Origin of the sequence: Acinetobacter sp. YH12045 (genome assembly GCF_013419925.1) — a bacterium.
GTDB lineage: Bacteria > Pseudomonadota > Gammaproteobacteria > Pseudomonadales > Moraxellaceae > Acinetobacter > Acinetobacter amyesii.
The window spans coordinates 20,464-42,296 of sequence record NZ_VOZE01000016.1; the positions used below are offsets into that span (position 1 = coordinate 20,464).

Here is a 21,833-nt window from a genome sequence, read left to right on the forward strand (position 1 = left end):
AGTTCATTGTGGATATTTTAGTTGCCGTGCAGTATAGAGTTGATCGATCAATACAAAAAATCCAGCAGCAATCACTAAGGCAATCCCTGTCATGCAGGTGGTGGTCCAGCCGCCATGATGCCATGCAAAAACGCCCAAAGCTGAGCCACATGCACCACCGACAAAATAAAAAGTCATATAAATTGAATTGATTCGAGAGCGTGCAATCGGGTTGAGTTGGAAAATAATATTTTGATTACAGCTATGCACCATTGCCAAACCGAGGTTGATTAAACCATAGCCCAAAATATAAAAAGCAAGAGATGATCCACCCAAATATAGCAGTCCCCAACTGAGGGCTAAGATGCTGCAACCGAGCCAAGTTAATTTTCTATTGAAACCCAAATCCGCCCAACGCCCGATCCACTGTGTTGATAGGGCACCAAACACACCAACTAAAGTCACGACACCGACCCAAACATCGGCCAACTGAAAAGGTGGCTCAGTCAGTAACATAGCAATGGTGGAAAACAGCATACTCATCGCGGCAAAGACACAGCCCCCAATCAGAGATCGGAAAATTAATCGTGGCTCATGTTTGAGTAATGCGCCCATGGATTGGAAAACTTGGCTGTAGGGCATCCGTGTGATGCTGACCACAGGCAGACGCTTTTTAAGTAAGACGGCTAATACCAACATCAAGAGAGCACTGAGGATGTAAATCGATTTCCAATGAAACAGATAGGACAATAAGCCAGAGAGACTGGTCGATAACAGAATGCCGACCAATAACCCACTCATTAAAAAGCCAACAACTGCCCCAATTTTTTCAGGTCGAATCGCAACCGTGACCAAAGGGATGAGGACCTGAGCAGCCACTGAAAATAGCCCGGTGATAATGGTTCCTGCCCAAAGCATGTATAGATTGGGTGAAAAAGCACAGAGGGCTAAACCCACAGTCGCTCCAAGCATGAGCAGTGGAATAAATTTGGCTTTATTCACAATATCGCCAATCGGCACAATAAACAGTAGACCCAAAGCGTAAGAGATCTGCGCGAAAGTGACGGTTAGCGCCACTTCTGATTGTGAAATTTGAAAGCTTTGTTGGATGGAAGCCACTAAAGGTTGGCAATAATAATTGGCACCCGCACATAAACCACATGCAGCAGCCATAAGCCACAACAGGGTTTTATCATGGCTAATGTCGATCGAGGCTTTCATAAATTGTCCAGATTTTGGGCGGAAGCGTATGCAAAGAATTTGCTGCCACGCTGTTGTGGTCACTATAAGGAAAATCAAACAGGTCTTAAAGTGTTTCTCTGTGAATAATATCCAAGCTCGCGATTAGGATTTCTTACTGAGACTGATCATCAAGACACCCAGCATATTAAGACCGCAACCGACCCATTGCCATAGGTTTAAATGTTCATTCAACAACGCGACAGCCAGTAAAATCGTTAAAATGGGCCCGATAGAGGCAATCATAGCCGATTGTGCAGCCCCAAGTCGGACGATACTTTGCATCATTAAAATGGTTGGAAGCACGGTAACCAATAGTCCGAGCGCTAAACCATACAGCCAGACTTGACTCGGGAGTTGTTGGAGCAAGGCAATGGGCTGTGGTGTTGCAAATAGAAAATGAATAATCGTCCCAATGCAGGCAATGCTCAGAGCTAGACCGGTAAAGTGTAAAGAACCAAACTTTTGCATGAGGCCTGGCGTGAGTAATAAGTAAATTGCAAATAGCACGGCACTGGCAAAAACCAAACTACATCCGAGCCAAAAGTACTGATCATGTGGTGTGGCATTTTGTTCTTGTAGCATCACTAAAACTGTTCCGCCATAACTTAAAATCAGGGCAAGAATTGTTTTAAAACTTAGTGGCTTTTTGAATAAAACAGCGGAAGCCAGCACGGTTAATGTGGGATATAGGAAAAGTATAATTCGTTCAAGCGAAGCACTGATATACATCAAGCCACGGAAGTCGAGCCAGCTAGAAAAGTAATAGCCGATTAATCCTGAAATGAGTAAGAGCACCCAATCTTTTCGTTGAATCGTTTGATAAGAACGTCGACTCAGCCATGTAATGACCAAGAAAAACGGCAATGCACTCATCATGCGTAAGGCCATGAGGACAGTGGCATCGACAAGAGGAGAAAGTGCATAGGCTTGCTTAATAAAAATCGCTTTGGTACTAAACAAGAAGGCAGCAATCAACGCAAAAATTGCACCGATGAAGTGCGGACTAAGGTTTCTTGACATAAGTTAAGGTGTGCCTCATGACGACTGAACGAATTCGACAGCATTGTTCCGATAAATTTGAACTGTCATTTTGATTATAAAAAATGCATCGTGTGAGTAAAAATGCAAAAAAAGAATAGTACTTATTCCTTTATGCATAAGGGATTGCTAGATCAAACATGAAAAACAGCGGAAGAAATGACCAATTTGGTTTTGAATTTTTTAATCTAAACATGACTCGGTAGGTCAAATATATCAGGCTGAAACATTTAAGGTGAAAATTGCACACAAATGGTGCAATAGTGTTTTTTAGGGATAGAAACTCAGTAGTAATATCATGATGCTAAATATTCAAAAAATTATTTTTTTAACTAAAAAAGTCAATTCTAAGACTTAAGGCGAAGCATCAGGTGGGGAGGGCAAGATCTCAATAAACCCGAAACGTGCGCAAAAATCCATCGGATATTCAAGCTGACCGATTTGACGAGACTGTGGCAGAAAAAAGTCAGTTTTCAATGCAGGTCAGCATGTCAAAACTGTCAAATGAGTCAACGAGCTGATGCAGTCTGCATGAAAGAGTGGCTTTACCTGACTTAAGTCGATTTTTCACGACACGTTCAGGTCATTAGTTGTCGAATGAAAATGTCACAATGATCAACGCACCGAAACAATCTGCACTAAAACTAGCGAAATTATTTATGTTTTTGGTCTTAAGTAATATTAAAAAGTTATAAATAGGATAAAAATGAGTAATAAATCGACAAATAAAACTGAATAAATGAAATATCGCACTATTCTTTTCATGAATCATGAGTTCAAAATATGGGTATTTATTAAATAAATATTGGGTAGTATTTTAAAAAAGTTCAATTAGAATCCAAAAATTGTACAAAAACACATCCTGAGGGGAGACATCGCGGATTGCGATGTTTACTTAAGAAAAATTAGCTTGAGGAACGCTCATGCAGATCGGAATTCCAGCCGAAACTGTTGTCGGTGAAAATCGCGTCGCTGCGACGCCTGAAACAGTAAAGAAGTTGATCAGCGCTGGTCATAGCGTCGTTATTGAACGTGGAGCAGGGGTAAACGCTGCTTACATCGATAGTGCCTATGAACAAGTTGGTGCCAAAATTACGGATGATGCCTATACCGGTAGTCAAATGATTTTGAAAGTTCGTGCGCCTAAAGGTGACGAAATTCAAAAACTCACAGCGGGTACCACCGTTGTGGGGATGTTTGACCCTTACCGCAACACCGAACTTGACCAATTTGCGTCACAAAACGTGTCTGCATTTGCATTGGAACTTTTGCCACGAACCCTATCTCGTGCGCAAAACATGGACGTACTTTCATCTCAAGCCAACCTTTCAGGTTATAAATCTGTGCTTTTGGCTGCGGCAGAATATCAACGTATGTTCCCAATGTTGATGACAGCAGCAGGTACAGTAAAACCTGCACGTGTAGTGATCATGGGCGTAGGTGTTGCAGGATTACAAGCCATTGCAACAGCAAAACGTTTAGGTGCCGTAGTTGAAGCAACTGACTTACGTCCTACAGCACGAGACCAAGTTGAATCTTTGGGTGGTAAATGGTTAGACGTACCAATGTCACCAGAAGAGCAACAAAAAGCAGCTGATGCTGCGAAAAATGGTTATGGCTGGATGCCGGGTGAAGACTACATTCGCGACCAAGCGATTATTGTTGATAAAGCCGTATCGAATGCTGACATCGTGATTACGACTGCATTATTGCCGGGTCGTGACGCACCACGTTTAATCAAAGCAGAAACTGTTGCCAAAATGAAACCAGGCTCAATCATTTTAGATATGGCGGTTGAAACTGGCGGGAACGTTGAAGGTTCTGTCTGCGGCGAAAATGTTGTGACTGCAAATGGCGTGAAAATTCTTGGTATTCCAAATATTCCTTCAACAGTTTCGACTGAAGCGTCGGCACTATACGCACGTAACGTTTTGAATTTCATTGAAACCCTGTTTGATAGCGAAAAGAACTTCGCAATTAACCCTGAAGAAGAAATTCAAAAAGCACTACTTGTCACTCATGGCGGCCAAGTGCTGCTGAAACGTGGTTAAGGAGAATCATCATGGTTGAAACGATTACTATTTTTGTCTTGGCAATCTTTGTTGGTTACTACGTGGTTTGGGGGGTAACACCTGCACTACATACACCATTAATGGCTGTAACCAATGCTTTGTCATCGATCATTATCGTTGGTGCGATGATTCAAACCGTTGGTATCCCAGGTATTGTGGATGCAAGCGTACAGTTCCAAAGCATTAACGTGGTGAGTATTTTAGGTGCGATTGCCGTTTTCCTTGCAAGTATCAACATTTTTGGTGGCTTTGCGGTGACTGCACGTATGCTTGAAATGTTCAAACCTAAGCAAAAGAAAAAAGAGGGTTAATCCATGGAATTCATTAAAGAATATGCGGATTGGTTCTACCTGATTGGTGCCGTTCTTTTTATCTTAACGTTGCGTGGTTTGTCTGGTCCAAAAACTGCGATTCAGGGTAACCGTTACGGTATGATCGCAATGGCGATTGCTGTAATCACCACATTCTTTGTCGCAGATCATCCCGTGATTTGGATGATTGTGGGTGCAATGGTGTTGGGTGCAGTCGTTGGCATTGCACGTGCAAAAACAGTTCCGATGACGCAAATGCCTGAAACTGTGGCACTGATGCACTCATTGGTCGGTTTGGCTGCGGTACTGATTGCGATCGCTGCGATTCTACATAACAACCAATTGACTGCGGCATTCGCGGAAAATGAAGCGGTATTAACAGCAGCGGGTGTAGAACATGCCCACATGAGCAAAGTTCATTTATTTGAATTGTTTGTAGGCTGTTTCGTTGGTGCGATTACATTCACAGCGTCGGTATTTGCTTACGGTAAATTGGCTGCGAAGAAATGGGCAAAAACCATTTCAGGTGGATGGGTAAAACCTGTTCAAGCCTTAGTTTTCCTTGCGATGTTGGCGTGTGGTATCTACTTCTTTACCACAGGCAACATGAATGCTTTCTGGGCAATGACTGTTCTTGCACTTGCATTTGGTTGGGTATGGATTGCACCTGTAGGCGGTGGTGATATGCCAGTGGTGGTATCGCTACTGAACTCATTCTCAGGCTGGGCTGCAGCAGGGATTGGTTTCACGCTTGAAAACAACATGCTGATTGTTGCAGGTTCACTGGTTGGTTCATCGGGTGCAATTCTGTCTTACATCATGTGTAAAGCCATGAACCGTTCAATCATCAACGTTTTGTTTGGTGGTGCAATGGGTGGTACAGCAGTAGCTGCAGCGGATAATGGTGAAAAAGCACAGCGTAATCACCGTTCAGGTTCTGCAGACGATGCTGGCTTCTTGATGTCAAATGCGGACAGCGTGGTGATCGTACCTGGTTATGGTATGGCGCAAGGTCGTGCACAAAATGCCGTGAAAGAATTGTGTGAAATCTTAAAAGAGCAAGGTGTAAAAGTTCGTTTTGCGATTCACCCAGTGGCAGGTCGTATGCCGGGTCACATGAACGTACTTTTAGCTGAAGCTGATGTTGCATATGAAGACATTCTTGAAATGGACGAGATCAACTCAGACTTCCCAGCAACAGATGTAGTACTGGTGATTGGTGCGAATGACGTTGTGAACCCAGCGGCAAAAGACGATCCAAGTTCTCCAATTTACGGCATGCCAATCCTTGAAGCACATAAAGCACGTACCATTATGGTGATCAAACGTTCTATGGCTACAGGCTACGCAGGTCTAGATAATGACTTGTTCTATAACGATAAAACGATGATGATCTTCGGTGATGCGAAGAAAGTTGTGGAAGATATGACAAAAGCCATTAATGGCGGCGGTCATTAATCCATATTGCCAAAGTCTTGCTGTGATAAAGCGGGATTGAGGAAGATTTAAACCACCTTCGGGTGGTTTTTTGTTTTCTTTGTTTTATTTTCTTCGCTTTTGATTAATTGATGTTTCACACTAAAAGTGCATAAATATTTAGCGCATCAGGTGCTTGAATCAAATTGATGCGTGTTTTGAAACAAAGGTGCAGATTGATGCGCTGTTTTGTTTCATTAAATTCAATCTCAGTGATTCAAAATATTGTCGCGAACTTATTTTGTGACGCAATGCATTGAAAAATAATTAATTGTCTGAAATTTGGTATTCTTTTTGCACAGCATGGTTATTCTTGGGGGAATAATCATGAAAAAAACATACTTGATGGCACCATTTCTGAGTGTCCTGACATCGACTGCATGGGCAGTTGACCCGCAAATTGCCAGTAATATTCAAGACATTCGTATTTCGCTCGACAGTATTTGGGTGGTACTGGGCGGCATCTTGGTGTTCTTTATGCAAGCTGGATTTGCCATGATCGAAAGTGGTTCAGTTCGCAGTAAAAATACCGTGAACGTACTCATGAAAAACTACATGGATGCCTGCTTGGGTGGTCTGGTGTTTTGGTTGGTGGGTTTTGGTCTGATGTTTGGGGTAAATACGACGGGCTGGTTTGGCTTAAGTCATTTTGCACCCGATCAACTGGATGATTGGCACTGGAACCTCCTATTTTTCCAAATGATGTTTGCTGCAACGGCAACCACTATTGCCAGTGGTGCAATGGCAGAGCGGATTCATTTTGTCGCTTATGTGGTGAGTGCGGCCGTTGTATCCGGTTTGATTTATCCTGTCTTTGGTAGTTGGGCATGGGGCAGTTTATTTGGCGGAGACGGTTGGTTAACAGCACTCGGGTTTATCGATTTTGCAGGTTCGACCGTGGTGCATTCGATGGGTGGCTGGGTGGCCTTAGCGGGCATTATCGTATTGGGTCCACGTTTGGGACGATTTGGACGCAATGGGCAAAGCCATTATTTACCGGGGCATAACTTACCATTAGTGGCATTAGGTGGTTTTATTTTATGGTTAGCATGGTTTGGTTTTAATGCAGGCTCGACCATTAATGCCAATGTCAGCGTAGGACGTATTGCTTTAAATACGCACCTTGCAGCGTGTACTGCAGCGGTTGCATATATGTTGCTCTGTCTCATCCGATCTAAAGCCATTTTGATCCGCAGCACGATCAATGCCTCACTGGGTGGTTTAGTTGCCATTACGGCAGGCTGTGCAACGATGTCTCCACTGTATGCGGTCATCACCGGTTTATGTGCAGGTGTTATGGTGACCTTCCTACCAATGCTCATGGAAAAAATGAAACTGGATGATGTGGTGGATGCGGTGACGGTACATGGTTTCTGTGGCGCATGGGGAACATTGGCGGCAGGGATCTTCCTTGAAAATAATATGTTTAATGGCGATGTCATCGCGATACAAGGGCTTGGGGTGATTGCAGCCTTTTTATGGGGCTTTGGCGTTGCGTTCATTGTATTTAAGGTCTTGGACAAATTGTTGGGTGGCTTACGGGTGAGTAAGCAACATGAACAACGTGGTTTGGATTATACCGAACATGCTGAATTGTCTTATCCCGAGTTTCAAAAAGATGTGACTTTTGAAACGGATGATATGACCAAGCGTCATTAACAGGAGTAAAGCAATGAGCACCGAACTGTTAAATTTGGCACAACGCCGCGAAGCTTTAGAAAAAGGCTTACAACAATTTATTCATGGGACTTTACTCGACAGTGCGCTACGGCACTGGGAACAGCAGTACAGCATGAAACCGTCATTTGTATTGAATCGCTTCTTAAATGATATCTGTACTACAGAAGAGCTACGCTTTTATCGTAAAGATATGCTGAAGCAAGTTTTGTATGAGTTATCTACCTTAGAAAAGCAGGAACTGTTAAGGGTTGAAAAACCGCAGGAGCAGGAGCAAGAAGACGAGCTCATTGCAGAGACCATTAGCGAAGCTTTTTTAGGCTTTATCGAGTCAGTCATGCTGACGGTGAAATCTACAGATCAGGCTGATTTCACCCAAGATGTGATTGAGCAATTAGAAGAAATCGGGCTGGCAATTGCGGCAAATGCACAAATAAATACGGCGAATTTTGTCGAGTTTTTGCCCTTGACCAGTTATGCCAAAGTTTTAACGAGCATTTATGAAGTGTATTGTGACTTTTATGGTCCGATGCGTGCGGACCAAGTTTATGCTCAAACCAAGCTGAAAATTAAAGCCAATTATCCTGAGGTAGATTTACATCAACTGCTTTAGTGTAGGGGGTAAAACACCATGAAGCTGATTGTCCGTGTATGAAATCAAGGGATAAAAAAAGCGACCTAATTAGGTCGCTTTTTTCTGGAAGCTTAAGCTACAGTTTCTGGAGCTGTACGCCATAAGCTTTCTAAATCATAGAATTTACGTGCTGTTGGTAACATCACATGTACCACTACAAAACCGAGATCAATCAGGATCCATTCTGCATCACGTTCGCCTTCAACGCCAATCGGGCGGAATCCAGCTTTACGTGCTTCTTCTGCCACGTTGTCTGCAAGAGACTTAATGTGACGAGTTGAAGTACCGCTCGCAATAACAATCGCATCTGCGACATTGCTGATTGCTTTGATATCAAGTTCAACAATATCTTTGGCTTTTACATCTTCAAGTGCTTCACGTACAACAGCTAAACAAGCTTGTACATCTTTGATATTTGCGAGATCGTGAGAATTAGAAGCGCTGGGCGATGGTTCTAAATTCATAGAGGGTATGATTTCCTGACAATTTTACATGTTCTAATATAGCGGTTTTGTTGATGAATTTCAAATCAACACGTCATTGACCATTGGCTAAATGAGGGAAGTATTTGTCTTTCCACGCAAAAGAATGTGATGAGTTGCTTCGTGGTCGGTATTCAGCCGCGATGTAACCTGTATATTGGCTTTGATCTAACCATTTAAAAATCTCTGCAAATGGAATCTGCGCTGAGTCAGGTTCATGTCGCCCCGGACAGTCAGCAAACTGTATGTGACCGATATCCTGAATATTTTCTGCCAAAGTACTGAGGATATCTTCACCCATCATCGCCATGTGGTAGCAGTCATATTGCATCTTCAAAGTAGAGTGTTGTACAGCTTCAAGCATTTCCTGAGCTTGGGCAATATTTTGCACCAAAAAGCGCGGCATATCAGTGCCATTAATCATTTCAAATACCGGTTGAATATGATGTTCAGACAACATGTGGCACGCCAGTTTGAGGTTGCTCGACAGGGTATTTAAACATGGGAGCAAGTCGGCATCTTGTGGCTGTTTTCCGGCTAAAATATTGACACTCGGTACATTTAACGCAGTGGCATAGCGAATGCATTGTTCTAAAGCCTGATGAAATTGATTTTCACGCCCCGGAACTCCCGCAAGACCATCACCGCCTTGCATCAAATCACCCGCAGGGACATTGATTAAACACAGGCTTAAATCATTGATGGTGAGTTGGGTTTGGATCTGCTCAATACTCAGCTCATACGGAAACTGAATTTCTACATGCTTAAAACCGTGTTCACGAGCCAAAGCAAAACGCTCTAACAACGGCACTTCGGTAAAAATCATGGATAAATTAACCGCGAGCTGTGTCATGTATATCGTCCTTGAAGCAATTCACTTCTAAAGTGGGAGTTGTTAGTTTTGTTCGACATGTTGAATGATGGTGGCTAAATCTTTTTCTGCAAAACCATTGTCCTGATGGGCTTTGAGTTGCGATAAAGCAAGGCTGGCAACAGGGATGCTTAATTCAAACTGGGCAGCCAGTTGAACTGCATTATTCAGGTCTTTAGATAAAGTTTGAACTTTCCATTGCACGGGTTCGAACTGATGCGTTGCCATACGTGGGGTTAAAATCTGAAAAGGTTTTGAGTCTGCAAATCCACCGGCAAGCGCTGGCGCTAATAAAGAGGTGTCTACACCTGACTTCTCGGCCAATGCGACAGCTTCTGCGATTAACGTGCTATTGGCAGCGACGATCAGCTGATTACAAATTTTGGTGGCTTGACCTGTACCTGAGTCGCCCATGCGAGTAACACGTTGAGATAAAACATTGTAGATCAGACTCAAATCTTGAATCGTTTGAGCATCACCACCGGCAAAGATGACCAAAGTGCCTTGTTCAGCACCTGCTGTGCCCCCCGAAACAGGAGAGTCAATCCAAGTGACTTGTTTCAACTTTGCAGCATGAGCCAATTGATGGGTTTGATTCACAGAAAGACTCGAGAAGTCGACAATAATTTGTCCTGCCGCTAAATGATTTTCGATGCTTGCATACACCGCGGCAACAGCAGCATCGTCTGCGAGACAAGATAAAACCACAGGATAATGGGTAATATTCTCCAATTGAAGCGCTGTCGCGCCAATCGCAATTAACTCATCACACGCAGCGGCAGTTCTGTTCCATACCGCAACTTCAAATCCTGCCTGAATGAGGCGCGTGGCCATGCGGCTACCCATCAGCCCCATACCTAAAAATGCAATTTTTGTATTACGATCAAACGCCATGTGCTGTACTCAATCTATCCTGTGTGACTATTTTACTTATATTGGCGTGGTAAAAACTGAACCTCTGGGTTCTTGTCTTTTTTACGTGCCAATTGGCTGTTTTTGCCGAGCAGTAATTTAAATTGCCAGATTTTTTCTAAGCGTAAAGAACGTTTTGGACTATGTTCCATGGCATCTAGTACTTGTTTTGCCGCTGCCAAGGCATCTGGTGAACGTTGTGATAATTCTTCGGCTAACTGCTGCGCTTGAAGCAAAGGCTGTTCATTTAAATGTGTCACCAATCCAATTTCCTTGGCATATTCTGCGTCAAAAATACGTGCTGTTAAGGTTAATTCTTTGGCTAAATCCAGTCCTATCACACCTTTGAGTGAGCGAGTTAAGCCCATATCAGGAACTAAGCCCCAACGACTTTCCATAATCGACATTTGCGTTTTCGGGTGGGCAATACGGATATCGGCAGCCAAGGCAAGTTGCATGCCTGCACCAAAGCAAAAGCCTTCAAGTGCAGCAATCACCGGCACAGGAAGCTGTTGCCAAATCAGGAAGGCTTTTTGAAATAAACTTTGACCGGGTTTTAATAGTTCCCATGCGGCGTAGGCACGATTTTTCGGATCATTTAGGTCAGCCAAATCAATGCCAGCACTAAATACATTGGCTTCACCCGTTAAAATGACACAGCGTAAGCTACGATCTTTTTTTAATTTTTCAGCGGTGCTGACCAATTCTTTGAGCAATGCAAAGCTCATTGCATTACGTTTTTCTGGACGGTTTAAGTAAACCGTTGCAATGCCATTATTTTTTTCTACACGTAATAAAGCCATGGTAATTACTCTTGTTGTTTCTGCGCCCGAGCATAGCATGCACCCTGACAGGATACATGACAGTGCAGTCACAACAGAAGCTAGACGGCACTGACTTTAGTCGGACTGCGCTTAATTATTTTGTTTGGCTAAGATTTGTTGAGCTGCGTGTTCAACTTGCGCCATGACATTTTTTAACTCATCAAAACGGTTCAGGGTTTCTTGGACAAAAGCGTCATCTGCTTTACGGCGTTCCTTACGTAAAGTCGAAACAAATTGCTCAAATTGACCTGAAACCTCTTGGAGGGTTGGAGCGCCCACATAGCGGGTTGCGCCATAAAGCCGATGTAGTACATGCTCTAATTGTGGAAAATCTTCATCTTCGATGAGCTGTGCCATTTCATGGATTTCTTGCTCAAAGCTATCGACGAGCATTTTCAGTAAATCGACTGCAAGATCTTCTTTATTCGCGGCCAACTGCAAGCTTTGCTGCCAATCTAAAATACTTGGCTCTAGGGCTTCAATCACCGAACTGCGCTCTAAAACCGGCACTTTCTTAAAGTTATCGGTAGTCCACTGGGTCAAGATTTGAATAATTTGATCCATTTGAATGGGCTTGGTGACATAGTCATCCATACCACTTTGCAGAAGCTTTTGTTTTTCATCAGAGAGCGCATGTGCCGTCAAAGCGATAATCGGAAGGCGCTTATGATTTTCAAAAGTCGACTCAAGTGAACGAATGGCACGCGTGGTATCGACACCTGACATCACTGGCATTTGAATATCCATAAAGATGAGGTCAAAAGCTGTCAAACCTTGCTCTTGGCGAGCTTGAATGATTTCAATGGCTTCTTGTCCACTCAAAGCCTTGGTGGTTTTCACATTCAACTCAGAGAGCAGGGCCTCAAGCACAATCAGGTTTGGTAAATGGTCGTCGACTGCCAAAATATGCAGACCTTGACCATTAAATTCTTCATGTTGCTCCTGATCAAACCACGGCTCATTACTCAACAACTGAATCAGCGCTGTACGGCTGAGCGGTTGATGCAATGGACGTGCACGGTACTCGTTCAACATGTTTGGATCGAGCATCATTTGGTAGCCATAAACTGCTAAGTTACCGCTATAACGATGACGAATTTCTTTCAGTAAGGCTTCGGAGTCACCACTGTGATCGACGATCAACCAGGTATTTTCATTGGTTTTTAGCTGATTGAGTCGACTAAATAAATCAAGGATCGACTGCGTTTCAATATGTTCAACATCATAATTTTCTAAGTAATGACGCAGGACATTGGCGGTTGCTGGATGTGCTAAGTAGGAAACGACTTGTAGATTGCTAAATTGTGGATGCACAATTTCAATTTCTTCATCGACCACAAAGCGCGCAGTAAACCAGAAGGTTGAACCTTTTTCCGTTGGGGCACGTTCTTGGTTATCTTCAAAACCAATTTGTCCATGCATCAGGCTGACCAATTGTTTGGAGATGGCAAGACCTAAACCTGTACCACCAAATTGACGGGTAACAGATGCATCACCTTGCGAGAAGGATTCAAACAGTTTCTTACGGTCGGTACCGCTTAGGCCGATACCACTGTCTTGCACACTAAAGTGCAGCAGACATTGACCGATGTCATCATGCTCCATACGGACACGGACAATAATTTCACCATCTGGAGTGAATTTAATTGCATTTGAAATTAAGTTGGTCAAAATTTGCTTGAAGCGTAGGACATCACCAACCACAAATTTCGGCACATTGTCCGCATAGTAGAAGGTCATATCGATGTGTTTTTGTGCTGCCAATGGCGACAACATATCCATCACATCAAAGACGGCTTCTTCTAAGTCGAATTGCGCAGTTTCGAGTTCTAGTTTGCCTGCATCGATTTTCGAGAAATCAAGCACGTCATTAATTAAAGCCAATAAATGCGCAGAAGATTTACGAATCGTTTGTAGATATAAATTTTGTTCATTACTGAGGTTGCCTTGGCGCAGTAAAAGATGAATAAAGCCATCAATACTGTTCAGCGGTGTGCGCAGTTCATGGGAAATATTGGCCAAAAACACTGATTTTGATTGGTTGGCTTGAATTGCTTGGTCACGTGCTTGACGGTAGGTAATATTTTGTACTTCTAAAGTATCAAGCGTGCGTCTTAAGTCATCTTCCGTTTGTTCGGTATGTTCACGTAGCTCTAAGAAACTGAAATGTAAGCGTTTAACCACATTGGCTATATCACGCTGTAATAACCGGAGTTCTCCAGTACTGTTAATGATCATGTGCTGATCTAGAGTGTCGGCATTTAAACGTTGTAACTGCATGCGAATTTCGTACATTGGTGCGATCCAACGACGTGAATAAAAATTCAAACACAGCAAAAGTAATAAGAGTGTCAATAAACCTGTTGCAATCAACACAATTAACACGCGATAGCGGGCAATTTGCAGCGGTTGATTGTCCAGTTCAATGCTTAACCATGCTGGGGTCTGAGTTGAATCTGAAATTTTCAGGGCATAAATATGGTTACCCTGATGTGCAATCGGTCCAATAAAAGATGCTTTACTGTCAAAAGCAGGCCAAATATCTTGATCTTGAAAGCCGATGCTCAGGCGGTTGTTGCCTTTAAGATCTAAAATCGCGGCACGAATCAAATGTTTTTCGTTCAACATGCTTTGCATGGCATTACGAGCTTGATCAAACTGCCAAGGGTAATGATTCAGCAAATCAATCGCAGATTCTGACGTGGGTTGATAGCGTGTCAGAATCGCGACAGCCATTTGTTTTTGTTGTGCTTTGGCTGCATTGGAGGTTTCTGTTATTACCAACATCGCACCGACACAAGCCAAAATGGTGATCGGCACGAAAATAAGTGCAATCAACTGACCATAGGCATGATTTAAGTGTAGGCGTTTAAAAAGCTTTTTGTTGATATTTGACATGGTTTAAGCAGTTTATTCCTTATGCCCCGAATATTAGCATGGATTATTTAAAACTGATTGTGCTTTAATCACTTTCGCGAAAAAGCGAGGCAAATGGGTGCAGGCAAAGGCATTTTTTCATACAATAGGCGCACCTCGATATAGGTGTGAATAATGAGTAATACAACCCCTGATTTTCAAGCAGACGATTTTTTATTAGACCATTACGTCGGCAACACGCCGTTAGTGCGTTTACAGCGTCTGGCAAGTCATACTCAAGCAACAGTATTAGCCAAGTTAGAAGGCAATAACCCAGCGGGTTCGGTCAAAGATCGCCCTGCATATAACATGATTATGCAAGCGGAAAAGCGTGGTCAGATTAAACCGGGTGATACGTTGATTGAAGCGACGAGCGGAAACACAGGGATTGCTTTAGCTATGGTTGCAGCAATGCGTGGCTATAAAATGACCTTGATCATGCCTGCAAGTTCTAGCCAAGAGCGTAAAGATGCCATGCGTGCCTACGGTGCTGAACTGATCGAATCTGAAAACATGGAAGAAGCACGTGATCTTGCCCTTCAAATGGAAAAAGACGGCAAAGGTTTAGTCCTAAACCAGTTTGGTAACCCGGACAATGTGGAAGCACATTACCTCACTACGGGGCCTGAGATTTGGAAACAAACAGGCGGTAAAATTACACATTTCGTCAGCTCAATGGGAACCACCGGGACCATTATGGGGATTTCGAAATATTTAAAAGAACAAAATCCGGATATTCAAATTGTTGGTTTACAACCGTCTGAAGGCTCAAACATTGCTGGTATTCGCCGTTGGCCACAAGAATATCTTCCTACGATTTTTGATCCTTCACGCGTTGACCGTATTATGGATATTCCGCAAATTGAAGCGGAAAAAACAGCTCGTCGTTTAGCACGTACAGAAGGTATAAGTGCGGGCACCTCATCGGGTGGTGCGGTATGGGCTTCAGTTAAATTGGCTGAAGAAAATCCGGATGCCGTGATTGTTTGCATCGTGTGTGACCGTGGTGACCGTTACTTGTCGACTGGTCTATTCTCTGTTGTTGATCCTGAATAATTACAGTAGCCGATCGGCACTGGTGAGTACTTATGCGTTTACCTGTTTTAATTTTTGATATCGAAACACTGACAGATTTGAAGTCAGGTGCGCATTTGTATGGACTGGATCTGCCTGAGGTGGATTTAGATGCAGCGCTGACTAAACTGCGTCGCCAAGAGGCGGGCACGGATTTTCAGCGTTTGGCCTTGCATGAAATTGTCTGTATCTCTGGCCTATGGATTGATGAAAAGGGCATGAAGTTGTTTTCATTTAGCCGTGAAGACAATAGCGAAGCTGAAATTTTAAAAAAATTCGTTTCTATTTTTGAAAAGCGTCATCCGACCTTGGTCAGTTGGAACGGTTCGCAGTTTGATTTGCCTGTGATTTTGTTCCGTGCCATGTATCACGGACTATCTGCACCAAGTTTGTTCGATCAGGGCGAGATTGATACGCAAAAGCGCTATAATAACTACCAGAATCGTTATCATCATCGTCATGTAGATTTGATGGATGTCATGGCCATGTTCCATGGTCGTCATTTTCAAAAGCTCGACGATGCAGCACATTTACTTGGTTTCCCCGGTAAACGTGGTGATGGTGGCTACCATGTGCCTGAATATGTACGTGAACAACAGTGGATGGAACTGACCAGCTACTGTGAAGGTGATGTGCTCAATACATGGTTGATTTATTTACGCTGGCTGTTGCTGAAAGGACAGTTATTGTTAAATGATCATCAGCACTTGATTCAAAGTACGATTCAATATTTACAAACTCAGCCGCAACACGCTGACTTTTTATTGGTATGGCAGCAAACCTCGCAACGTACCGAATTCACCCAATCTGATTTCCCATCTTCCACACATTAGGTACGCATGAAACACAAAGCCAAACCCCAAAAAGCCCAACAACCCATTTATACATTTCAGGTTGAATCGCTTTCACATGAGGGGCGAGGCATAGCGCACTTTGGGACGCATCCAGATCATCCTGCGGAAAAACACGGTAAGAAAGTATTTATTCGTTGTGCATTGCCAGGTGAAACGGTGCGTGCGCGTATTACTAATGTCGTTAAGCGTCTCGAAGAAGCAGATAGTCTGGAATTGCTGAGTGAAGAGTCTGCTCTACGGGTTAAACCGGCCTGCCCACATTATGGGGTCTGTGGTGGGTGTAGCATGCAGCATATTCATCCCGACGAGCAAATTCGTTTAAAACAAGATGTTTTACAATCACATTTGCAACATTTTGCTGGGATACAACCTGATCAATGGTTAGCTCCTTTACGTTCATTGCGTGAAGATTACCGTCGCAAAGCACGTATCGGTGTGCGTTACCTACCTGCAAAAGATAAGCTCGTGGTTGGCTTTCGTGAGAGCCAGTCAAATAAACTGACTTCGATTGACCGTTGTATGGTGTTGGATCGTGAGTTTGGCTCAATCACCACACTCAAACAATTGTTACAAAGTCTGCAAGGTAAAGCAGATATTGGGCATATTGAACTGGCCATGGGAGATCAAGAAATTGCCCTCCTGATTCGTCATACGGCGGAACTTTGCGCGGAAGATGTCAACCAATTAGTAAAATTTGCGTTACATAAAGAGTGGCAACTGTACTTACAACCTGAAGGGCCAGACAGCTTACATCGCGTGGATTATCCCGATGCACCGATGCGTCTGCACTATGGTCTAAGTGACTTTGGTGTGGAATTTGGCTTTAATCCTCAGGACTTCACACAAGTGAATTCCACGATTAATCCGCAAATGGTGAAACTGGCATGTGAATTGCTTCAGTTACAACAAGGTGAGCGAGTTCTAGATCTGTTTTGTGGTTTAGGAAACTTTTCTTTACCACTTGCTCAATGTGTGGGTTCAACGGGTCAAGTCGTTGCAGTTGAAGGGAGTGAAGAAATGGTTCAGCGTGGTGCAGAAAATGCACAAAACAATGGCCTTTCGCAACTGAAATTTTATTCACAAGATTTAACAAAAGATTTTTCGCATCATTCTTGGGCAAAACAAGGATTTGATGCATTATTGATAGACCCACCACGTTCTGGTGCAGAAGAAATAATGCGTTATTTGCCCAAATTTGGTGCAAAAAGAATCGTTTATGTGTCATGTAATCCTGCAACACTAGCACGCGATGCTGGAATGCTGGTACAACAAGGCTACCGTTTGAAAAAAGCGGGTGTCATGGACATGTTTACCCATACAGGGCATGTCGAATCGATTGCTTTGTTCGAAAAAGAAAATCAGATAAACGATTAAAAGTTATGAAGCGTAGAAAACTAGGAGTATGGTATGGTCACAGTACGTGAACAATTACCTGGACGTCTCAATGAGCTGTCTCAGGAAACGACTGTAGAACATGCCGAGCAAGCACAGCATGATTTAGCTGAATGGCTAGAGCGTGTGAGTGGCATGTTTGACGGGGCTCCTCTAAAGCAACTCGAAGAAGTTGCCCATCTGACCTTACAGAATGAACTTGAAACAACGGTCAACCATCGCTCAAATACCTTCTATACGGGTATTGAAATGGCGGATATTCTTGCCCATCTGTATGCGGATGAAGATACGTTATCAGCAGCCATGCTGTATCGAAGTGTTCGTGAAGGCGTAACCAGTTTAGAAGAAGTCCAAAGCAAATTTGGCGATCAAGTGCATGCTTTGGTCAAAGGCACGCTTGCCATGGGTAAGTTGTCTGACCTGATTGAGCAAAATAAACGTCTAGAAGATCATTTTAATAATAACCAACGTGAACATTTGACCGGCATTTATAAAATGCTGATTTCGGTGACCGAAGATGTTCGTGTTGTATTAATCAAACTTTCTGAACGTACCTATGCATTACGTGAGTTGGCGCACTCAACCAAAGAGCGACAAGAGCGTGTCGCACGAGAAATTTTAACCATTTACTCGCCGCTCGCGCACCGTTTAGGAATTGCACAGCTTAAGTGGGAGCTTGAAGATCTTGCTTTCCGTTATCTAGCACCTGAACGCTATAAAGAAATTGCCTCTTTACTGAATGAAAAACGTTTAGAGCGTGAGCAATATATTCAGTTCGTGACAGAAAAGTTGCGTAAAGAACTATTAGATCATGGCATTGAGGCCGAGATTAATGGTCGGGTGAAACACATTTATTCGATTTATCGAAAAATGAAGAGTAAGAACCTGAGCTTTGATCAGCTTTATGACATTCGAGCGGTTCGTGTTTTGGTGGATAATGTGCCTGAGTGTTATCACACACTGGGGATTGTTCATCAGATTTGGCGTCATATTCCGCATCAGTTCGATGATTATATTACCAACCCGAAAGCCAATGGTTATCGCTCACTGCATACGGCCGTGATTGCAGAGAACAAATCTTTAGAAGTGCAAATTCGTACGCACAATATGCACGAAGAAGCTGAACTCGGGGTGTGTTCACACTTTAACTATAAAGAAGGTTCTAAAACCACAGATTATTCATTTAATCATCGCTTACATTCTTTACGTGCAGTGCTTGAACATTATCAAGAACGAAATGATGCTAGCGCCCATAAAGAAGATGAGGCTTCTGAAAACTTCGAACAAATCCAAGAGTTTGAAGATTTTGAGAAAATCTATGTGTTCAGTCGTGATGGTGATATCAAAGAATTACCACGCGGTTCGACCGTGCTTGACTTTGCCTATCATGTGCATACTGAAGTGGGCAACAAGTGCTATGCAGCACGGGTGAACCAACGTTATGTACCTTTAACCTATACCCTAAAAACTGGGGAACAGGTCGAGATTTTAACCAAGAAAGATCGTGAGCCTAACCGAGATTGGTTGGTAAACTCGCTGGGTTATATCAAGACGGCTCGTGCACGTGATAAGTTGCGTCATTGGTTCCGTCAGCAAGACCGTAGTAAAAACTTGGAAGTGGGACGTGAGATTCTGAATAAAGAATTGTCACGTTTGGCGATTCACCCGAAAAGTATCGATTTGAATGATTACTGCAATCATTTTAATGTGAAATTGGGTGAAGATATATTGATTGGCTTGGTGAGTGGTGACATTAGCTTGCATGCTTTAATCAATCAGGTTAACCGTCATATGCACCTCGATCAGGATGAGCCTGAACTGGTGTTAAAACCAACCTTGAACCCACGTGCAAGTCATACGCTTTCGGCGCATGGTATTTTGATTGATGGTTTGGACAATGTAGAACTACACATTGCTCAGTGTTGTCAGCCTGTGCATGGTGAATCGATTGCTGGTTATATCACCCTGAATCGTGGCGTAAGTATCCATAAGGTCGCATGTCCGGATTATATCCGTATGATTGGGCAAGAGCCTGAACGTGCGGTTGAAGCGGATTGGGAAATGCAGCCAACTCGTGGTCAAAGTGTGCAAATCGTGGTGGAAGCTTATGACCGTCGTGGTTTGCTTAAAGATCTGACACAAGTGATTTTCTCAGACCAAATCAATATTCGTCAGGTGAATACGATTTCCGAGAGTGATGGCATTGCCAATATGAAGCTGTTGATTGAAGTGAAAGGCTTGGCGCAGTTGTCGAAACTGTTGGCACGTCTAGAACAGCAACCGGGCATTATTAGCGCACGTCGATTGGTACAAGGTAGCTAAAAATAAAGCTGTATAAAAAAACCCGCTGCATGCGGGTTTTTTTATTATATTGGGGGAGAGAAATTATAAAATTGAGTGCTTATGCTGCCTTCAGAGCTTTTTGAAAAGCGTCGACAGAATTTAACACGAGCTATCGATCATTGGGTGTCAATTGGCCCTTTTAAAAATGGTAAAGCCGTATGTGAACATTTTGGCTTATCTGTTCCTTTAATTTCCCAATTATTAAATAGTCATCGGCAGATTGGAGAGAAATTTGCACGTGAGTTAGAGACACAATTGGAACTCATAAAGGGAAGTTTGGATCATGAAGTTCAATTTATAGGACAAGCCAAGTGCACTGAGGAGCAAGCAAGCTTGGTCCTTTTTGAAATGCAGGTGGTTGAGACACAGGCATTTTCTTTAAAACCGATTTCAAATGATTCATCTCAATATTCAGCATTATTTAAAAACACTCAAGACCTGTATTTGATTCGCATCACAGCATCGTATTATGCCCCTGTATTACAAGAGGGTTGGCTTGTGGTCTGTGATGAACGGCGAGGGGTAGAGAGATCGGATCTAGCCTGTGTATATTTGCGAAATGGCTTAAATTTAATTTTAAACGTGATACAGCAAACAGATGATACATGGCAATTTGCAAGTCTAGATCAAAAACGACAGGTAGAATTCCTGCAATCCGATATTAAAAAGTTACATCCTATTATTGCGATTTTGCCTAGCTCATTTATTTAAGGTAGTCGCATAAAAAAACCCATCCGAAGATGGGTTTTGATCTGAACTATAAGTTGAAAAGCTTAAGGAATCTCTTCTTCTTCAAATTCAGGCTTCACTTGTACAATGAAGTCTTGACGGTTCAGGCCACGCCATAACGCGAAGGCTGTACCAATGTAGATTGATGAATATGTACCCACAAATACACCAACAAACATTGCAACAGAGAACCATTTCAGACCATCACCGCCCAGTACCATCATCGCTACAACAACCAGTAATAGTGTCATTGAGGTATGAATGGTACGGCGAAGTGTTTCAGTTAATGCACTGTTCACAACTTCGAGAGGCTCAGCACCACGAATCTTACGGAAGTTTTCACGAATACGGTCAGATACAACGATGTTATCGTTGAGCGAGAAACCGATAATCGCGAGTAGCGCAGCCAAAACTGTTAAGTCAAACGGCCACTGCATCATGGCAAAGATACCAATGGTCACCACGATATCGTGGAATAAAGACAGTACAGCACCTATCGCAAGTTTGAATTCAAAGCGAATAGTGACATAAACCAGCATGAGCAGTAGGGCAAGACCTACAGCGCCAGCAGAACGCACGTAGAGTTCATTACCGACTTGACCGCCAACCACATCAACTTTATGTACTTCTGCTTTATTGCCCGGCAATTGAGCAGCAGTCGTAATGGCTTTGGTTAGGTCTTCAGCTTCAATGTCTTTTTGAACTGGCATACGAACCATCAGGTCGCGGTCAGATCCTAAGGTTTGTACCACAGGGTCTTTAAAACCAGCTTTTGTCAGCGCTGAGCTCACATCGGTAGATTTTACTGGTTGACTATAGTTCAACTCTGCTGCCACACCGCCAGTAAAGTCCAAACCGAGGTTTAGACCTTTGGTGCAAATAAAAAAGATACTTGCGAGCGTTAAAATAATCGATATCAAGGCTGCCGGTTTGGCAATCTTCATAAACGGAATAAGGCGTTCGTTGTCAGGACGGCCGTATTGTTTCGGTTGAGTATTTTCAGTCAT

The 21,833-nt window shown here is 43.1% G+C and carries 18 protein-coding genes; 10 read left to right on the top strand and 8 right to left on the bottom strand.

Translation table 11 applies throughout. The annotated features are described in order from the left end of the window. Window positions 1-3 precede the first annotated feature (3 nt). Window positions 4-1,200: an MFS transporter gene (locus FTU02_RS14505; protein WP_180157764.1), complete on the bottom strand. Its 1,197-nt coding sequence runs from the start codon at window positions 1,198-1,200 to the stop codon at window positions 4-6. Between the two features lie 123 nt (window positions 1,201-1,323). Then, window positions 1,324-2,241 (bottom strand): DMT family transporter, encoded by a 918-nt coding sequence (locus tag FTU02_RS14510; RefSeq protein ID WP_180157766.1) that lies wholly within the window; start codon window positions 2,239-2,241, stop codon window positions 1,324-1,326. 941 nt (window positions 2,242-3,182) lie between these two features. On the opposite strand from FTU02_RS14510, the gene FTU02_RS14515 reads away from it, so the two are divergent. The 5 genes from FTU02_RS14515 (at window position 3,183) to FTU02_RS14535 (ending at window position 8,408) form a co-directional block, all read left to right on the top strand. Next, window positions 3,183-4,310 carry a Re/Si-specific NAD(P)(+) transhydrogenase subunit alpha gene (locus FTU02_RS14515; RefSeq protein WP_111885447.1) on the top strand — a complete coding sequence of 376 codons (1,128 nt, stop codon included), beginning with the start codon at window positions 3,183-3,185 and terminating at the stop codon, window positions 4,308-4,310. Window positions 4,311-4,321: 11 nt separating this feature from the next. Next, on the top strand, window positions 4,322-4,642 hold the full coding sequence (locus FTU02_RS14520) for a proton-translocating transhydrogenase family protein (RefSeq protein ID WP_078191287.1): 321 nt from the start codon (window positions 4,322-4,324) through the stop codon (window positions 4,640-4,642). Window positions 4,643-4,645: 3 nt separating this feature from the next. Next, window positions 4,646-6,100, top strand: a complete 1,455-nt coding sequence (locus FTU02_RS14525; protein ID WP_180004608.1) for an NAD(P)(+) transhydrogenase (Re/Si-specific) subunit beta — start codon at window positions 4,646-4,648, stop codon at window positions 6,098-6,100. A gap of 363 nt (window positions 6,101-6,463) precedes the next feature. Further along, complete coding sequence (locus FTU02_RS14530) at window positions 6,464-7,777, top strand: ammonium transporter (protein WP_373684279.1); 1,314 nt, start codon at window positions 6,464-6,466, stop codon at window positions 7,775-7,777. A gap of 13 nt (window positions 7,778-7,790) precedes the next feature. Beyond that, the gene (locus FTU02_RS14535) at window positions 7,791-8,408 is read left to right on the top strand and encodes a hypothetical protein (protein WP_180085561.1); all 618 of its coding nucleotides are present in this window, start codon (window positions 7,791-7,793) and stop codon (window positions 8,406-8,408) included. Window positions 8,409-8,500: 92 nt separating this feature from the next. Here the strand turns inward: FTU02_RS14535 and rsfS are convergent, their stop codons facing one another. The 5 genes from rsfS to FTU02_RS14560 form a co-directional block, all read right to left on the bottom strand. Beyond that, a complete protein-coding gene (rsfS, locus tag FTU02_RS14540; RefSeq protein ID WP_086178424.1) occupies window positions 8,501-8,893 on the bottom strand; it encodes a ribosome silencing factor in 393 nt (130 codons plus the stop codon). Window positions 8,894-8,966: 73 nt separating this feature from the next. Then, window positions 8,967-9,764 (bottom strand): hydroxypyruvate isomerase family protein, encoded by a 798-nt coding sequence (locus FTU02_RS14545; RefSeq protein WP_078191282.1) that lies wholly within the window; start codon window positions 9,762-9,764, stop codon window positions 8,967-8,969. Between the two features lie 42 nt (window positions 9,765-9,806). Continuing rightward, entirely contained in the window at window positions 9,807-10,676 is an 870-nt protein-coding gene (locus FTU02_RS14550) for an NAD(P)-dependent oxidoreductase (protein ID WP_180157770.1), read from the bottom strand. A gap of 32 nt (window positions 10,677-10,708) precedes the next feature. Continuing rightward, the gene (locus tag FTU02_RS14555; protein ID WP_180039859.1) at window positions 10,709-11,497 is read right to left on the bottom strand and encodes a crotonase/enoyl-CoA hydratase family protein; all 789 of its coding nucleotides are present in this window, start codon (window positions 11,495-11,497) and stop codon (window positions 10,709-10,711) included. Between the two features lie 111 nt (window positions 11,498-11,608). Beyond that, window positions 11,609-14,416, bottom strand: coding sequence for an ATP-binding protein (locus FTU02_RS14560; RefSeq protein WP_180094860.1), 2,808 nt, complete (start codon window positions 14,414-14,416; stop codon window positions 11,609-11,611). A gap of 153 nt (window positions 14,417-14,569) precedes the next feature. Here FTU02_RS14560 and cysM point away from each other — a divergent pair, with 153 nt between their 5' ends. The 5 genes from cysM (at window position 14,570) to FTU02_RS14585 (ending at window position 20,808) form a co-directional block, all read left to right on the top strand. Continuing rightward, window positions 14,570-15,490 (top strand): cysteine synthase CysM, encoded by a 921-nt coding sequence (gene cysM / locus FTU02_RS14565; protein WP_078191278.1) that lies wholly within the window; start codon window positions 14,570-14,572, stop codon window positions 15,488-15,490. Between the two features lie 32 nt (window positions 15,491-15,522). Beyond that, window positions 15,523-16,341, top strand: a complete 819-nt coding sequence (locus FTU02_RS14570) for a 3'-5' exonuclease (RefSeq protein WP_180009011.1) — start codon at window positions 15,523-15,525, stop codon at window positions 16,339-16,341. A gap of 6 nt (window positions 16,342-16,347) precedes the next feature. Beyond that, entirely contained in the window at window positions 16,348-17,736 is a 1,389-nt protein-coding gene (gene rlmD, locus FTU02_RS14575; protein ID WP_180157781.1) for a 23S rRNA (uracil(1939)-C(5))-methyltransferase RlmD, read from the top strand. A gap of 33 nt (window positions 17,737-17,769) precedes the next feature. Beyond that, window positions 17,770-20,076 (top strand): bifunctional (p)ppGpp synthetase/guanosine-3',5'-bis(diphosphate) 3'-pyrophosphohydrolase, encoded by a 2,307-nt coding sequence (locus tag FTU02_RS14580; RefSeq protein ID WP_078194183.1) that lies wholly within the window; start codon window positions 17,770-17,772, stop codon window positions 20,074-20,076. A gap of 81 nt (window positions 20,077-20,157) precedes the next feature. Continuing rightward, window positions 20,158-20,808 carry a hypothetical protein gene (locus FTU02_RS14585; RefSeq protein WP_180157783.1) on the top strand — a complete coding sequence of 217 codons (651 nt, stop codon included), beginning with the start codon at window positions 20,158-20,160 and terminating at the stop codon, window positions 20,806-20,808. A gap of 62 nt (window positions 20,809-20,870) precedes the next feature. Here FTU02_RS14585 and secF read toward each other — a convergent pair whose 3' ends face one another. Then, window positions 20,871-21,833, bottom strand: a complete 963-nt coding sequence (gene secF / locus FTU02_RS14590) for a protein translocase subunit SecF (protein WP_180157785.1) — start codon at window positions 21,831-21,833, stop codon at window positions 20,871-20,873.

Excerpts from the sequence above, each read along its gene's own strand:
- rlmD (WP_180157781.1), top strand. The coding sequence starts at position 16,348 with ATGAAACACAAAGCCAAACCCCAAAAAGCCCAACAACCCATTTATACA.
- FTU02_RS14505 (WP_180157764.1), bottom strand. The coding sequence starts at position 1,200 with ATGAAAGCCTCGATCGACATTAGCCATGATAAAACCCTGTTGTGGCTT.
- FTU02_RS14550 (WP_180157770.1), bottom strand. The coding sequence starts at position 10,676 with ATGGCGTTTGATCGTAATACAAAAATTGCATTTTTAGGTATGGGGCTG.
- FTU02_RS14570 (WP_180009011.1), top strand. The coding sequence starts at position 15,523 with ATGCGTTTACCTGTTTTAATTTTTGATATCGAAACACTGACAGATTTG.
- rsfS (WP_086178424.1), bottom strand. The coding sequence starts at position 8,893 with ATGAATTTAGAACCATCGCCCAGCGCTTCTAATTCTCACGATCTCGCA.
- FTU02_RS14555 (WP_180039859.1), bottom strand. The coding sequence starts at position 11,497 with ATGGCTTTATTACGTGTAGAAAAAAATAATGGCATTGCAACGGTTTAC.
- FTU02_RS14510 (WP_180157766.1), bottom strand. The coding sequence starts at position 2,241 with ATGTCAAGAAACCTTAGTCCGCACTTCATCGGTGCAATTTTTGCGTTG.
- FTU02_RS14560 (WP_180094860.1), bottom strand. The coding sequence starts at position 14,416 with ATGTCAAATATCAACAAAAAGCTTTTTAAACGCCTACACTTAAATCAT.
- FTU02_RS14525 (WP_180004608.1), top strand. The coding sequence starts at position 4,646 with ATGGAATTCATTAAAGAATATGCGGATTGGTTCTACCTGATTGGTGCC.
- FTU02_RS14545 (WP_078191282.1), bottom strand. The coding sequence starts at position 9,764 with ATGACACAGCTCGCGGTTAATTTATCCATGATTTTTACCGAAGTGCCG.
- FTU02_RS14515 (WP_111885447.1), top strand. The coding sequence starts at position 3,183 with ATGCAGATCGGAATTCCAGCCGAAACTGTTGTCGGTGAAAATCGCGTC.
- FTU02_RS14520 (WP_078191287.1), top strand. The coding sequence starts at position 4,322 with ATGGTTGAAACGATTACTATTTTTGTCTTGGCAATCTTTGTTGGTTAC.
- cysM (WP_078191278.1), top strand. The coding sequence starts at position 14,570 with ATGAGTAATACAACCCCTGATTTTCAAGCAGACGATTTTTTATTAGAC.
- FTU02_RS14580 (WP_078194183.1), top strand. The coding sequence starts at position 17,770 with ATGGTCACAGTACGTGAACAATTACCTGGACGTCTCAATGAGCTGTCT.
- FTU02_RS14585 (WP_180157783.1), top strand. The coding sequence starts at position 20,158 with ATGCTGCCTTCAGAGCTTTTTGAAAAGCGTCGACAGAATTTAACACGA.
- FTU02_RS14530 (WP_373684279.1), top strand. The coding sequence starts at position 6,464 with ATGGCACCATTTCTGAGTGTCCTGACATCGACTGCATGGGCAGTTGAC.
- FTU02_RS14535 (WP_180085561.1), top strand. The coding sequence starts at position 7,791 with ATGAGCACCGAACTGTTAAATTTGGCACAACGCCGCGAAGCTTTAGAA.
- secF (WP_180157785.1), bottom strand. The coding sequence starts at position 21,833 with ATGACTGAAAATACTCAACCGAAACAATACGGCCGTCCTGACAACGAA.